The 14,299-nt window shown below is 66.0% G+C and carries 11 protein-coding genes; 9 read left to right on the forward strand and 2 right to left on the reverse strand.

The features are described 5' to 3' along the window. The 8 genes from dnaA to QA635_RS00040 all read left to right on the forward strand — a co-directional run bounded on the left by dnaA (nt 1) and on the right by QA635_RS00040 (nt 11,014). The gene (dnaA, locus tag QA635_RS00005) at nt 1-1,431 is read left to right on the forward strand and encodes a chromosomal replication initiator protein DnaA (protein ID WP_057015334.1); all 1,431 of its coding nucleotides are present in this window, start codon (nt 1-3) and stop codon (nt 1,429-1,431) included. A gap of 264 nt (nt 1,432-1,695) precedes the next feature. Further along, nucleotides 1,696-2,814, forward strand: coding sequence for a DNA polymerase III subunit beta (gene dnaN / locus QA635_RS00010; protein WP_074126563.1), 1,119 nt, complete (start codon nt 1,696-1,698; stop codon nt 2,812-2,814). Nucleotides 2,815-2,892: 78 nt separating this feature from the next. Further along, entirely contained in the window at nt 2,893-3,258 is a 366-nt protein-coding gene (locus tag QA635_RS00015; protein ID WP_076824746.1) for an endonuclease domain-containing protein, read from the forward strand. Nucleotides 3,259-3,331: 73 nt separating this feature from the next. After that, nucleotides 3,332-4,468 (forward strand): DNA replication/repair protein RecF, encoded by a 1,137-nt coding sequence (gene recF, locus QA635_RS00020; protein ID WP_283065982.1) that lies wholly within the window; start codon nt 3,332-3,334, stop codon nt 4,466-4,468. 487 nt (nt 4,469-4,955) lie between these two features. Next, on the forward strand, nt 4,956-7,391 hold the full coding sequence (gyrB, locus tag QA635_RS00025; RefSeq protein ID WP_283065984.1) for a DNA topoisomerase (ATP-hydrolyzing) subunit B: 2,436 nt from the start codon (nt 4,956-4,958) through the stop codon (nt 7,389-7,391). A gap of 321 nt (nt 7,392-7,712) precedes the next feature. Beyond that, complete coding sequence (gene murA, locus QA635_RS00030; protein WP_016842674.1) at nt 7,713-9,005, forward strand: UDP-N-acetylglucosamine 1-carboxyvinyltransferase; 1,293 nt, start codon at nt 7,713-7,715, stop codon at nt 9,003-9,005. 141 nt (nt 9,006-9,146) lie between these two features. After that, nucleotides 9,147-10,544: an MATE family efflux transporter gene (locus tag QA635_RS00035; protein WP_283065986.1), complete on the forward strand. Its 1,398-nt coding sequence runs from the start codon at nt 9,147-9,149 to the stop codon at nt 10,542-10,544. Then, a complete protein-coding gene (locus QA635_RS00040) occupies nt 10,541-11,014 on the forward strand; it encodes a DUF2867 domain-containing protein (RefSeq protein ID WP_283065988.1) in 474 nt (157 codons plus the stop codon). The genes QA635_RS00035 and QA635_RS00040 overlap by 4 nt, the downstream gene beginning before the upstream one ends. Nucleotides 11,015-11,028: 14 nt before the next feature. On the opposite strand, the gene QA635_RS00045 is transcribed toward QA635_RS00040, so the two are convergent. After that, nucleotides 11,029-12,168: an FUSC family protein gene (locus QA635_RS00045; protein WP_283065990.1), complete on the reverse strand. Its 1,140-nt coding sequence runs from the start codon at nt 12,166-12,168 to the stop codon at nt 11,029-11,031. A 162-nt stretch (nt 12,169-12,330) separates the two neighbouring features. Here QA635_RS00045 and QA635_RS00050 point away from each other — a divergent pair, with 162 nt between their 5' ends. Continuing rightward, nucleotides 12,331-13,701 (forward strand): MmgE/PrpD family protein, encoded by a 1,371-nt coding sequence (locus QA635_RS00050; protein ID WP_283065992.1) that lies wholly within the window; start codon nt 12,331-12,333, stop codon nt 13,699-13,701. Between the two features lie 273 nt (nt 13,702-13,974). On the opposite strand, the gene QA635_RS00055 is transcribed toward QA635_RS00050, so the two are convergent. Then, on the reverse strand, nt 13,975-14,265 hold the full coding sequence (locus tag QA635_RS00055) for a DUF1330 domain-containing protein (protein WP_225164648.1): 291 nt from the start codon (nt 14,263-14,265) through the stop codon (nt 13,975-13,977). Nucleotides 14,266-14,299: the final 34 nt, after the last annotated feature.

Consider the following 14,299-nt stretch of genomic DNA (forward strand, 5'->3'; position numbering starts at 1 on the left):
ATGACGAACACGGAACAGGATCGCTGGTCGCGGGTGAAGGGACGTTTGCGGACGAGCGTTGGCGAGGACGTCTACACGAGCTGGTTCGCTCGGATGGATCTGGAGAGCGTGCACGACGAGAGCGTGCACCTGTCGGTTCCGACCCGGTTCCTCAAGAGCTGGATCCAGGCGCACTATGCCGAACGCGTGCTCTCCTGCTGGCAGGCCGAGATGCCCGAAGTGCATCGCATCGACCTCACCGTGCGCTCGGCGATCCGCGCGACGGCTCCGGTGAAGGAAACGGTTGCGCCCGTCGAAGTGCGCCGCATCGAGCGCACCGACGGCAGGCTCGTGCCTGAACTGCGCTCGGTTGCGACCGCGCCGGTGTCCGCGAGCCACGACGCGCTCGGCGGCTCGCCGCTCGATCCGCGCCTGACCTTCGCCAGCTTCGTCGTCGGCAGGTCCAACACGCTGGCTCATGCGGCGGCCCGCCAGGTCGCGGAAGGTCGCCGCGGCGATCCCGTGATGTTCAACCCGCTCTACATTCATGCCGGCGTCGGCCTCGGCAAGACGCATCTGCTGCAGGCGGTAACCTGGGCCGGCAATTCCGGCGGCGAGCGCAAGGTGCTGTATCTCACCGCCGAGAAGTTCATGTACGGCTTCGTCGCGGCGCTGAAGACGCAGACGGCGCTGGCCTTCAAGGAGGCGCTGCGCGGCATCGACGTGCTGGTCATCGACGATCTGCAGTTCCTGCAGGGCAAGTCGACGCAGGCCGAGTTCTGCCACACGCTGAACGCGCTGATCGATGCCGGCCGCCAGGTCGTGATCGCGGCCGACCGTCCGCCGTCGGATCTGGAAAGTCTCGACGACCGCGTGCGCTCGCGGCTCGCCGGTGGCCTCGTGGTCGAGATGGGCTCGCTCGGCGAGGAGCTGCGGCTCGGCATCCTGAAGTCGCGCGTCGCCGCCGCCCGCGCCCACCATGCGAGCTTCGATGTGCCGGAGGAGGTGCTCGACTATCTGGCGCGTACCATCACCCATAACGGCCGCGACCTTGAAGGCGCGATCAACCGCCTGCTGGCGCACTCCAAGCTCAACAACCAGCCGGTGACGCTGGAGATGGCCGAGCGCGAGGTGCGCGACCTGATCCGCCCGCAGGAGCCGAAGCGGATCAAGATCGAGGACATCCAGCGCGTGGTCGCCCGGCAGTACAATGTCAGCCGCTCCGACTTGCTGTCGTCCCGCCGCACCGCCAATGTGGTGCGCCCGCGCCAGGTCGCGATGTATCTGGCGAAGACGCTGACCTTGCGCTCGCTGCCGGAGATCGGCCGGCGCTTCGGCGGCCGCGACCACACCACGGTGTTGCACGCCGTGCGCAAGATTGAGGCACTGGTCGCCAAGGACACGGCGCTGTCGGAGGAAGTCGAATCGCTGAAGCGCCAGCTGCAGGAATAGGGCCGCTTCATCCAGCCGGATCGTTCCATAGCCCTCCCCTCGCCAAAGGGGAGGGCTAAACTTTTTTCCGACCCAAAACGTGGGGAACGGGGCTCGTTTCGCGCCCGTATCCCTTGCACCAGCCGCCCATCCGCGCCACCTTGCGGTCCCCCCGTGGGTTTGATCAAATCCGGTATTGATCCGGCTTTTCGGGTTTCCAATGCCGCGGTGCTGCCCTGAACGGCCGCCCGGCTTTTCCATCTGAGGGATCTGGCGGGTATTGCAATGAAGGTCACCGTCGAGCGCGCGCAACTCCTGAAATCGCTGGGTCACGTTCACCGCGTGGTCGAGCGCCGCAACACCATCCCGATCCTCGGCAACGTGTTGATCCGCGCCGAGGGCGCCAAATTGTCGCTGAAGGCGACCGACCTCGACCTCGAGGTGACGGAGACCTTGGCCGCCGAGACCGGAACCGCCGGCTCGACCACGGTGCCCGCGCACATGTTCTACGACATCGTCCGCAAGCTGCCCGACGGCTCGCAGATCGTGCTGGAAGCCGACGGCGACCGCTCGGTACTGGCCGTGCGCGCCGGCCGCTCGCGCTTTACACTGCAGACGCTGCCCGAGAGCGACTTCCCGGGCCTTGCCGCCGGCGACATGACGCATTCGTTCTCGCTGCCGGCGTCCGACATCAAGCGCCTGATCGACCGCACGCAGTTCGCGATCTCGACCGAAGAGACCCGCTACTACCTCAACGGCATCTATCTGCACGCGGCCGGCAGCGCCAAGGCGGCGACCCTGCGCGGCGTTGCGACCGACGGTCACCGGCTGGCGCAGATCGACCTCGCGCTGCCCAAGGGCGCAACCGGCATGCCCGGCGTGATCGTCCCGCGCAAGACGGTCGGCGAGGTGCAGCGGCTGATCGAGGGCGACGACGCCGAGATCTCGATCGAGCTGTCGGACGGCAAGATCCGCTTTACGCTGGGCAATGTGGTGCTGACCTCGAAGCTGATCGACGGCACCTTCCCGGACTATGGCCGCGTCATTCCGCAGAACAACGACAAGGAACTCGTCGTCGACAAGAAGGATTTCGAGGCCGCCGTCGACCGCGTCTCGACGATTTCCAGCGAACGCGGCCGCGCGGTGAAGCTCGCACTGTCCGCGGGCAAGCTGGTGCTCTCGGTTACCAACCCGGATTCCGGCAGCGCCACCGAAGAACTCGAGGTCGAGTACGCCTCCGACGCGCTCGATATCGGCTTCAACTCGCGCTATCTGCTCGACATCGCCGCCCAGATCGAGGGCGAGGTCGCAGTGCTGAAGCTCGCCGATCCCGGTTCGCCGACCCTGGTGCAGGACCGCGACAGCAAGGGCGCGCTCTACGTGCTGATGCCGATGCGGGTGTGATGACCCTCTCTTCACGAGCAACTGCACCCTCTCCCCTTGTGGGAGAGGGTGGCGCCGCAGGCGCCGGGTGAGGGGTTGGTGCCGCGAACGCCGCACCATCGACCGACCGATGAACGCCTCCGCAGCTTCGCAAAGAAGATGCGCCGGGAGCCGACTGACGCGGAAGCGAAGATGTGGCGCCTGCTACGCGATCGGCGCCTGTCGCACTTGAAATTTCGAAGGCAGGTTCCGTTTCGAAATTACATTCTCGACTTCGCGTGCTTCGAGAAGCGCCTCGCCATCGAGATCGACGGCGGCCAGCACGCTTCGTCGCCGCGTGATGCATCCAGGACTGACGCGCTTGCGGCGGAAGGCTTTCAGGTCTTGCGCTACTGGAACAATGACGTATTGCGGACGCCCGGGGCGGTGCTGGAAGACATTGTCGCCAAGCTTGCCGAGCTGTGAGATACCCCTCACCCGTCGCCTCACTTCGTGAGACGCCACCCTCTCCCACAAGGGGAGAGGGGAAGGAAGAGAGATGACCCCGTCCCGCATTCACCGCCTGTCGCTGACGCATTTCCGCAATTACCGGACGGCGACGCTACAGGTCGCCGGCGACATGGTGGTGCTGGTCGGGCCGAACGGCGCCGGCAAGACCAATTGCATGGAAGCGGTCTCGTTCCTGTCGCCGGGCCGCGGCCTGCGCCGCGCGACGCTGGAGGACATCGCCGACAACCAGGGCGACGGCTCCTGGGCGGTCTCGGCCGAAGTCGAAGGCGCGCTCGGCCTTGCGACGCTCGGCACCGGTATCGATCCGCCGACCGGTGACGCCGGCAACACAAGGCGCTGCCGCATCGATCGCGAACCGGTGGGGTCCGCAACCGCGTTCGGCGATCATCTGCGCATCGTGTGGCTGACGCCGGCGATGGACGGCCTGTTCATGGGCGCCGCCTCGGAACGGCGGCGCTTCTTCGATCGCCTGGTGCTGGCGATCGATTCCGAGCATTCCAGCCGCGTCTCGGCACTGGAGCGCTCGCTGCGCTCGCGCAACCGGCTGCTCGAGGTGCGCAACTATGACGACCATTGGTGTGATGCGATCGAGCGCGAGACCGCCGAGCTTGCGGTCGCGGTCGCCGCATCGCGCGGCCAGACCGCGGCCAAGCTCGCCGTGATGCTGCGCGAGCGCGGCGCGGCCTCGGCCTTCCCTTCCTCCGAGATCATGCTCGACGGCTGGATGGAGAACGCGCTGCTGCAGGAGCCCGCAACGGCGGTGGAGGACCGCTACCGCGAGATCCTGCGCGCCAGCCGGCCGCGCGATGCCGCCGCCGGGCGCACGCTCGACGGCCCGCATCTGACCGACCTGCAGGTGGTCTACGCGCCGAAGAACATGCCGGCGCGTGACGCCTCGACCGGCGAGCAGAAGGCGCTCCTGATCGGGCTGGTGCTGGCGCACGCCACGATGGTCGCGGAGATGACCGGCATCGTGCCGCTGCTGCTGCTCGACGAGGTCGTCGCCCATCTCGATCCGAACCGCCGCAAGGCGCTGTTCGACGAGCTCGCCAAGCTCGGCGCGCAGGTCTGGATGACCGGCGCCGATCCCGCGGCGTTCGTCGATGTCGGCCCGCGAGGAGAGATTTTCGACGTCGAATCCGGCCGCGCCACGCGGCGCGGCTGATTGGCTAGTCTAGGGCAATCTGAAGCGATGGCGCCGTCGCAGAGCGCATTGCCAAAATATCGAAAACAACCCCATGCAAAGTGGCCAGCGGCGGCAGGCGTTCGACCAAGCAGCTTGACACGTCGGGCAACTCAGGAACAATATTCTAATATTCCGAAATTACGCGAGCATCCCTCGCCCCCGGTTCGCCCATGCCCAGCGGGGAGAAGCGAACCTCCGAAGTCGCTCCAATTCAGCCTGGTCTCATCATGTTTCTGGCGGCGCAGAATCGGCCTCGATAAGGGCTCCGAATCCGCCACCGAATCGGGCTTTTCAAAGCCCTCGGAATCGGCCTTTGAAAGCCTTGAAACAGGCCGAAAAAATCCTATTTATTCAATAGTTTGTAGATGGAGACTTTGCGCTAGGCGCAACCCCTCTTTCATGGCACAAATAGCGGAATCAGCGCCTCATATTGCGCGGCTGATTCGGATATCCTCGAAGGCCTCACATGACTGAACCTGCCCGGCAGACCCCTGCCGAATCTGAGCATCCCGTTCCGGCCGAATATGGCGCGGAATCGATCCGGGTGCTGAAGGGCCTCGACGCCGTCCGCAAGCGCCCCGGCATGTATATCGGCGACACCGACGACGGTTCCGGCCTGCACCACATGGTCTACGAGGTCGTCGACAATGCGATCGACGAGGCGCTGGCGGGCCATGCCAGCCGCGTCCTGGTCACCCTCAACGCCGACAATTCCGTCACCGTGTACGACGACGGACGCGGCATTCCGGTCGGCATCCACAAGGAAGAAGGCGTCTCGGCAGCCGAAGTCATCATGACCCAGCTGCACGCCGGCGGAAAATTCGACCAGAACTCCTACAAGGTTTCCGGCGGTCTGCACGGCGTCGGCGTCTCCGTCGTCAACGCGCTCTCCAGCAAGCTCGCGCTGCGGATCTGGCGCGACGACAAGGAGCACTACATCGAATTCGCGCACGGCGATGCCGTGGCGCCGCTCAAAGTGGTCGGCGATGCCCCAGGCAAGCGCGGCACCGAGGTCACCTTCCTCGCCTCGGTCGAGACCTTCAAGAACATCGAATATGATTTCGCGACGCTCGAGCACCGGCTGCGCGAGCTCGCCTTCCTCAATTCCGGCGTCAACATCGTGCTCTCCGACATGCGTCACGCGGTCGAGAAGCGCGAGGAGATGCACTATTCCGGCGGCGTCGAGGAATTCGTCAAATATCTCGACCGCAACAAGAAGGCGATCGTGCCGGCACCGATCATGGTGCGCTCGGAAGCCAACGGCATCGGCGTCGAGGCGGCACTGTGGTGGAACGACAGCTACCACGAGAACGTGCTGTGCTTCACCAACAACATCCCGCAGCGCGACGGCGGCACCCATCTGGCCGGCTTCCGCGGCGCGCTGACCCGCCAGGTCAACGGCTATGCCGACGCCAATGCGAAGAAGGAAAAGATTGCGCTGACCGGCGACGATTGCCGCGAAGGCCTCACCGCGGTGCTGTCGGTGAAGGTGCCCGATCCGAAATTCTCGTCGCAGACCAAGGACAAACTGGTGTCCTCGGAGGTTCGGCCGGTGGTCGAGAACGTCCTGAACGAGGCGCTGGCCGCCTGGTTCGAGGAGAATCCGAAGGAAGCCAAGGAGATCGTCGGCAAGGTGATCCAGGCCGCCGCGGCTCGCGAAGCTGCGCGCAAGGCCCGCGAGCTGACCCGCAAGAATCCGCTCAGCGTCTCCTCGCTGCCCGGCAAGCTCGCCGACTGCCAGGAGAAGGACCCCGCCAAATCCGAACTGTTCATCGTCGAGGGCGACTCGGCAGGCGGCAGCGCCAAGCAGGGCCGCAACCGCGAATTCCAGGCGGTGCTGCCGCTGCGCGGCAAGATCCTCAATGTCGAGCGCGTCCGTCCCGACAAGATGCTGTCCTCCGAGCAGATCGGCACGCTGATCACCGCGCTCGGCACCGGCATCAGCGACGATTTCTCGGTCGACAAGCTGCGCTATCACAAAATCATCGTGATGACCGACGCCGACGTCGACGGCGCCCATATCCGCACGCTGCTGCTGACCTTCTTCTATCGTCAGATGCGCTCGATCATCGATGGCGGTTATCTCTATATCGCCCAGCCGCCGCTCTATAAGGTCTCGCGCGGCAAGTCCGAGCAATACCTGAAGGACGAGCGCGCCCTCGAGGACTACCTGATCTCGACCGGGCTCGACGAATGCGTCTTCAAGCCGGCCTCCGGCGACGACCGCTCGGGCCGTGATCTGCTGTCGCTGGTCGAAGACGCCCGGGTCATCCGCTCGGTGCTGCGCAACCTGCATAGCCGCTATAATCGCGCCGTCATCGAGCAGGCCGCGATCGCGGGCGTGCTCAATCCCAGGATCACCAGCGATATCGCCACCGCCAATTCGGCGGCCGAATACATCGCCAAGCGGCTGGACGCCGTGGCCGAAGAGGTCGAGCGCGGCTGGATCGGCACCTTCACGGAAGGCCAGGGGTTCCAGTTCGAGCGCACCGTGCGCGGGGTCAGGGAATTCGCCGTGATCGACGACGCGTTTCTCGGCTCGGCCGACGCCCGCAAGCTCGATGAATACGCGACCGAACTGCAAGAGATCTACGTGCGCGCGGGCAAGCTGCGGCGCAAGGATGCCGAGCAGATCATCCACGGCCCGATCGACCTGTTCGAGGCCGTGACCGACGCCGCCCGCAAGGGCATCTCGCTGCAGCGCTACAAAGGTCTCGGCGAGATGAACCCGGAACAGCTCTGGGAGACCACGCTGGACACCGAGGCGCGCTCGCTGCTGCAGGTGAAGATCAAGGAGGTCGACGAGGCCGACGATATCTTCACCAAGCTGATGGGAGACGTGGTCGAGCCGCGCCGCGAGTTCATCCAGGACAATTCGCTCAGCGCCACCATCGACATCTAGGAGGCCTGCGGCGCATTGCACCACCGTCATTGCGAGGAGCGAAGCGACGAAGCAATCCATTTTTCAGCTTGCGGCGCGATGGATTGCTTCGCTCCGCTCGCAATGACGTGGATCGTACAGTGCACACTACTTCCATTACCCTGGAGGCGAGCAACCGTCCTGACGGGTGACATCTCCGTGACAGCGCGACCGGTGCAGCCGCGGCGCCACCTTTCGTGTGGAAGCAGCGCCGCCAGTTGTGTTACGGTGCCGGACGGCCTTTGATTCCGTTGTGGAATTTCCAATGGCCCAGTCTGAATGATGCGTTAGGGGACATTCCGCGTGCCGCCGATCCAATACATCGTCGAAGGCGGCCGCCGCCTTTCGGGCACCATCGAGCCGTCGGGCAACAAGAACTCCGCGCTGCCGATCATCGCCGCGGCGCTGCTCACCGAGCACCCGGTCACGCTGACCAACGTGCCGCGTATCCGCGACACCGAAACGCTGGTCGAATTGTGCCGCTCGGTCGGCGCCACCGCCGAATGGACCGAACGCAACACGCTGCAGATTCATGCCAAGGAAATCCGCGCCGCCGATCTCGATCCGGCGCTGTGCGCGCGCATCCGCGCCTCGATCCTGCTCGCAGGCCCGTTGCTCGCCCGCTGCGGCGAGGTCGCGCTGCCGCCGCCCGGCGGCGACGTGATCGGCCGCCGCCGGCTCGACACGCACTTCCTGGCCTTCGAGCAGCTCGGCGCAACCGTCACCGCGACGCACCGGCTCGAATTCCGCGCCACGCGGCTGAAGGGCGCCGACGTGTTCCTCGACGAGCCCAGCGTCACCGCGACGGAGAACGCGCTGGTCGCCGCAGTCGCGGCGCGCGGCACCACCTATCTGCGCAACGCGGCCTCCGAGCCGCATGTGCAGGACCTCGCCAATTTCCTGATCGCGCTCGGCGCCAAGATCGAAGGCGTCGGCACCAACACCATCATCGTGCACGGGCCGGCAACGCTCGGCAGCACGACTTTCGCGATCCAGCCCGACCATATCGAGGTCGGATCGCTGATCGGGCTCGCCGCGGTGACCCGCTCGCCGCTACGCATCGCGCGCGCCGGCGTCGAGCATCTGCGCTCGATCCGGATGGGCTTTGAGCGGCTCGGCATCGTCTGCGGCGTCGAGGGCGACGACCTCGTCGTCCCGTCCGGCCAGACCATGAAGATCCAGGACGATTTCGGCGGCCATGTGCCGAAGCTCGAGGACCAGCCCTGGCCGGCCTTCCCGGCCGACCTGATGTCGATCGCGATCGTCACCGCGACGCAGTGCGACGGCGTCATCCTGATGCACGAGAAGATGTTCGAATCCCGGATGTTCTTCGTCGACAACCTGATCGCGATGGGTGGCCGCATCGTGCTGTGCGACCCGCACCGCGCGATCGTCGCCGGCCCCAGCCGGCTGCGCGGCGCGCCGATGAACTCGCCCGACATCCGGGCCGGTATGGCGATGCTGCTGGCCGCGGTGTGTGCCGAGGGCACCTCCACCATCAACAACGCCGACCAGATCGAGCGCGGCTATGAGCGGATCGATGAGCGGCTCAACGCCCTCGGCGCCAAGATCAAGCGGATTCCCGCGCGATCGTGATCCGGGCTCGATCCGGAAAGGTCTAAGGCGGTCTTCCGATTTCAATCGACAATCTGGGACGCGACGACCTCTGCGTGAGATCGTCGCGTTTGCGCAACTTGGCCATCCTTCCGGCCGGTTTGCCGTGCTATGCGTGCCGTCATGACCTGCATCGACAAGATCGACCCGGCCGCGCCGAACGCGGCCGTTGTCGTCCCTCGCAACCTGCTCACGGCCGAGCTCGCGGAAACGCTGAAGCTCGCGGTGCCGCTCGCGCTGACGCAGCTCGGGCAGATCGCGATGATGACGACCGATCTCGCCTTCATCGGCCGGCTCGGCAGCGAAAACGTCGCCGCCGCGGCTCTGGCGCACACCGTGTATTTCGTCAGCTTCACCATCGGCATGGGCATGATGTCGGCGGTCTCGCCCCTGGCCGCGCAGGCGTTCGGCGCGCGCAACCCCCGCGTGATGCGGCGCGCGCTCCGCGTCGGCCTGTGGGCCGGCTTCTTCATGGTGCTGCCGCTGATGGCGCTGCCGTTCCAGGGCGAGCGCATCCTGCTTATGCTCGGCCAGACCCAGGCCACCGCGCATCTGGCGCAGCAATATCTGTTCGGTCTCGCCTGGGGCATCCTGCCGGCGCTGTGGTTCATCGCGCTCCGCGGCTTCATGAGCGCGGTGAACCGGCCGGAGCCGGTGCTATGGATCACGCTCGCGGCGATCCCGGCCAATGCGCTGATGGTCTACCTGTTGCTCTACGGCAAATGGGGCATGCCCGAACTCGGCATGTTCGGCGCCGGGCTTGCGACCACGATCGTCAATCTCGGCACCTTCCTTGCCGGCGTGTGGTTCGCGGCGCGCCGCCGCCCGTTCCGCAAGTACCACGTATTCAGCCGCGTTTGGCGCATCGACTGGCCGCTGATGGGCAAGCTGGTCGCCGTCGGCGCGCCGATCTCGATCGCCTTCCTGCTGGAATACGGCCTGTTCGGCGCGGCCGGACTGCTGATGGGGCTGATCAGCACCACGGCGCTGGCCGCGCACCAGATCGCGCTGCAGATCGCGGCGATCCTGTTCATGGTGCCGTTCGGCGTCAGCATGGCCGCCACCGTGCGGGTCGGCCAGGCCGTCGGCCGCCGCGATACCGACGCGGTGCAGCGCGCCGGCTTTGTCGCGATCGCGCTCAGCGGGATCTTCATGAGCGTCATGACGCTCGCGGTGATCCTGGCGCGCTTCGAGATCGCGGCGCTGTTCCTCGGCGAGGCCTCCGATACCACCGCGCAGCTCACCGCGGCGCTGCTGTTGATCGGCGCGACCTTCTTCATCGCCGACGGCATCCAGACCACCACCGCGGGCGCGCTGCGCGGCATGAACGACACCCAGGTGCCGCTGCTGTTCGCCGTCATCAGCTACTGGCTGATCGGCTTCGCGTCGGCCTCGGCGCTCGCCTTCTGGGTCAAGCTCGACGCCGCCGGTGTCTGGATCGGGCTGTCGCTCGGGACGGCGGTCTATGCGACCCTCCTTGTCTTGCGTTTCCGCCTGCTGGCACGCAGACTGGGCAAATGAGGGTCGACGAGGTCACGCCGAACGTAGACTCCGCCGCGCTGCTCGCCGGCGCGCAGTTCATCGACGCGTTCCGGATCGCGACTGCGCGCCCCGACCTCGATGCGCGGCACGCCGCCGAAGCGATGGTGGCCCGGCAGCCGCGCTGGATCGAAGGGCTGCTTGCCCTGCGTAATTTCATCGTCGCGCCGCTTGGCCTGAAAACCTCGGGCGCCGCCGACGGCGCGACGCGCGACATGATCGGGATATTTCCGGTGGTCAGCGAGACGCCGGAGCGGCTGGTCGCGGGCTTCAACGACAAGCATCTCGACTTCAGGCTCGTCGTCGACGTCGCCTCCGCGGGAGCTGTGCGCAGCATCACCGCGACCACGCTGGTGCTGACCCACAACTGGTTCGGGCGCGCCTATCTCGCGGTAATCCTGCCGTTCCACCGCCTGATCGTGCCCGCGATGCTGCGCAAGGCCGGAGGCTGAACTACTACTCGATCTCAAGCCGCGCTCTTCTCCGGCGTGTCGGCGACGATCTTCTCGGAGGCGTCGGCGTTGGTGCACCAATTGCCGTGGCAGCGCTTGAGGTCGTTGAGATTCTGCCGCATCTGGTCGAGCGAGAAGCCGAGCGCGTAGAAGCGCTCGGCGGCATCGACCGGCAGGCCGCGGATCAGGCCATCCCTGCGGACCGCGGCGACCTCCTCGCTATAGGCATGCAACGCCGCATCGACCGGCGCCATGTCGGCCGGGCCGCTGCCGGCGCGCAACGCGGTCGCGACCGCCACCATGTAAGTCACGATCGCCTTGCTGACGTCGGCCAATGGCCGCGCCAGCCTCGCCTGGATATCGGCCGGCAGCGGCACCACGCAGGCCCGCCCGATCATCACGACGTCGTGCCGCAGCCGCTGAATGGTCCGCAGCAACGGGCCGGTGTCCGGCCCCGATGACAGATGCATCGAGCGCTCGCGCTCGGCCTCGAGGCCGGTCGCGTGCAGATTGGTCACCGCGGTGCCGATGCCGTCCTGGATCCGGTGCAGCGCGTCGTTGTCGAGGCCGCGCGTCAGGCCGGCGAGCAATTCGGCGAACGCCGCCGACAGCAGCTCCAGCAGCTTCGATCCGTTGACCCTGATCTGGCTGACCGCGCGCGACGGCAGCACCAGGAACGAGATCAGAAGCCCGGTGATCGCGCCGACCGTCACCTCGAGGACGCGGTCGATCGCGGAATCCAGCGGGTTGGAGTGATGCATCGTCGGCAGCAGCAGCACGATCACTGCCGTCACGGTCGCAGAGTTCAGGCTCGGATTGAGCGCGGCGATGAAGGCCAGCGGCACGATCGCCAGCACCAGCAGCGCCAGCAGGCTGCCCTCGCCGGAATGCGGGATCAGCACCGCGATCGCGCCGCCATAGACGGCGCCGCCGATGGTGCCGAGCATGTAATCGCGGCTGGCCTTCAGCGAGCGGCCGACGCTCATCTGGGTCACGATCAGCGAGGTCAGCACCGCCCAGAGCGGCAGCATGAGGTTGAGCGCCAGCGCGATGGTATAGGCCGCCACGCCGGCGGACGCGATCCGGACCGCCAGCGCCAACTGCGTCTTGCGGGTCCAGAGCTGGTCGAACATGCGTTTTGCGAAGGTCCTCATGCACCGTGATCCGCAATCAAAGGAAAGGCCCGTGTTACATGACTTGAAGCTAACCGACCTGAAGCTAACCGATTTGGAGCATGGCAGCTGCCCGCGGCGGCAAGGTGGCTTGAAAGGCCTGACCTGCCCGCCTACCCTGCGCCGCAAAATTGAGGAAACACGATGGCCCACGAAACCGCAACGCTCGCCGCCTATGTCGCCGACCTGAAATATTCCGACATTCCGCCGGAGGTGCTGGAGCGCGCCAAGGTTTTGACGCTGGATTTCCTCGGCAGCACCATCCGCGCCCGGCGCGATGCGGAATCGACGCCGTCGCTGATGAAGATGCTGGAGGCGCTGGCGCTCGACGGCAAGGGCGAGGCCACCGTGTTCGGCGATACCAAGACCTGGACCCCGGCGGTCGCCGCGCTGCTCAACGGTGCGCTCGGCCATTCGCTCGATTTCGACGACACCCACGCCGATTCCTCGCTGCATCCGAGCGCACCGGTGGTGCCCGCCGCGTTCGCGGTCGGCGAGATGGTCGGCGCCTCCGGCCGCGACGTGCTGACCGCGATCGTCGCCGGCTATGAAGTGTGCTGCCGGCTCGGCAACGCGCTGGACCCGACCTCGCATTACGCCCGCGGCTTCCATCCGACCGCGACCGCCGGCACCTATGGCGCTGCCGCGGCGGCGGCCAAGCTGTTCGGGTTGTCGAAGGATCAGATCGTTTCCGCGTTCGGCGTCTCCGGCAGCCAGGCTGCGGGCTCGCTGCAATTCCTGGTCAACGGCGCCTGGAACAAGCGCTACCAGGTCGGTGCCGCCGCGATGAACGGCGTGATCGCCGCGACCCTGGCGCGCAACGACTTCATCGGCTCGAGCGAGTCGGTCGAAGGCAAGCACGGCCTTCTGGTCGGCTATACCGATGACGCTCATCCGGACAAGGCGGTGGCGGACTTGGGCCACACCTATGAGACGCTGAAGATCGGCGTGAAGCCGTATCCGAGCTGCCGCTACACCCACGCCGCGATCGACGCGCTGATCGCGATGCGGCGCGAGCACAATCTGACGCCGGACCAGATCAGGAAGGTCGAAATCGGTCTGCACCGCAACGGCATCACGCTGACCGGCGATGCCGCCACCAAGCGCCACCCGACCTCGGTGGTCGGCGGGCAGTTCTCGATGTTCTTCACCGGCGCGATCGCGCTCGACCAGGGCCATTTCGGCTGGGACGATTACGACCGGCTGGGCGACAAGGCGATCGACGCGCTCGCCGACAAGTTCGACGTGGTGCAGGACGACCGCCTCGAGGTCGGCCGCACCCATCCGTTCGGCGCCCGCGTCTCGATCACGACAGATGACGGCACCCATGAGCGCCTCTATGCCGATCCCTCCGGCGAGCCGACCTCGTTCCCCGACGCAAAGGCGATGCAGCAGAAATTCCTGACGCTGGCCCGCCCGGTACTCGACAAGCGCGCCGACCAGCTCGCCGACGCCATCCTGACGCTCGAGCGCTTCGATCGCGTGGAGAAGGCGACGCAGCTGGGAAGGCAGTAGGCGGGGCGTCGAGGCGCAGGCTGCACGCCACGCCCACAGCTGTCGTCCTGGCGAAAGCCAGGACCCATAACCACCGCATTTGATCATGAACGGGATCGTGGCCCCAGCGTCGCGCAACAAGTCTCATTTGGGGTAATGGGTCCCGGCCTTCGCCGGGACGACGACGGCGGGGATGCGTCGTAATTCAAGAAGTCAAACAGCGCGGTGTCATCGCCCGCGTGGCGAAATGGATTCCGGGCTCATGCTTCGCATGCCCTGGAATGACGGCGCGTCCTACTCCGCTCCATCGATAATCACAAAATCTCCCTCTGAATATTTCTGCCGGATCGCCTTCGCGGCCTGATATTCCGGGCAGGTGTAGCATTCCATCGCAGTGGCGCGATCCCTGAATTCGATGACGAAGTTGCGCTGGCGCGTTGTGCCTTCCATCACCTCATAGGGGCCATTGCGCACGATGAAGTTGGCGCCGTATCTGGCGAATACCGGCATCGCGGCAGCGAGATATTCGGGATAGCGGGCTTCGTCGTGAACCGTGACGTGCACGATCCAGTAGGCTTTCGGCATGATGGTCTCCGGCTGACGCGTGGTTCAAGAAACT

It is taken from the genome of Bradyrhizobium brasilense (assembly GCF_029714345.1).
GTDB lineage: Bacteria > Pseudomonadota > Alphaproteobacteria > Rhizobiales > Xanthobacteraceae > Bradyrhizobium > Bradyrhizobium australafricanum.

Coding starts and splice junctions, on each gene's coding strand:
- dnaA (WP_057015334.1), top strand. CDS start 1: ATGACGAACACGGAACAGGATCGCTGGTCGCGGGTGAAGGGACGTTTG.
- dnaN (WP_074126563.1), top strand. CDS start 1,696: ATGAAGGTCACCGTCGAGCGCGCGCAACTCCTGAAATCGCTGGGTCAC.
- recF (WP_283065982.1), top strand. CDS start 3,332: ATGACCCCGTCCCGCATTCACCGCCTGTCGCTGACGCATTTCCGCAAT.
- gyrB (WP_283065984.1), top strand. CDS start 4,956: ATGACTGAACCTGCCCGGCAGACCCCTGCCGAATCTGAGCATCCCGTT.
- QA635_RS00035 (WP_283065986.1), top strand. CDS start 9,147: ATGACCTGCATCGACAAGATCGACCCGGCCGCGCCGAACGCGGCCGTT.
- QA635_RS00040 (WP_283065988.1), top strand. CDS start 10,541: ATGAGGGTCGACGAGGTCACGCCGAACGTAGACTCCGCCGCGCTGCTC.
- QA635_RS00045 (WP_283065990.1), bottom strand. CDS start 12,168: ATGAGGACCTTCGCAAAACGCATGTTCGACCAGCTCTGGACCCGCAAG.
- QA635_RS00050 (WP_283065992.1), top strand. CDS start 12,331: ATGGCCCACGAAACCGCAACGCTCGCCGCCTATGTCGCCGACCTGAAA.
- QA635_RS00055 (WP_225164648.1), bottom strand. CDS start 14,265: ATGCCGAAAGCCTACTGGATCGTGCACGTCACGGTTCACGACGAAGCC.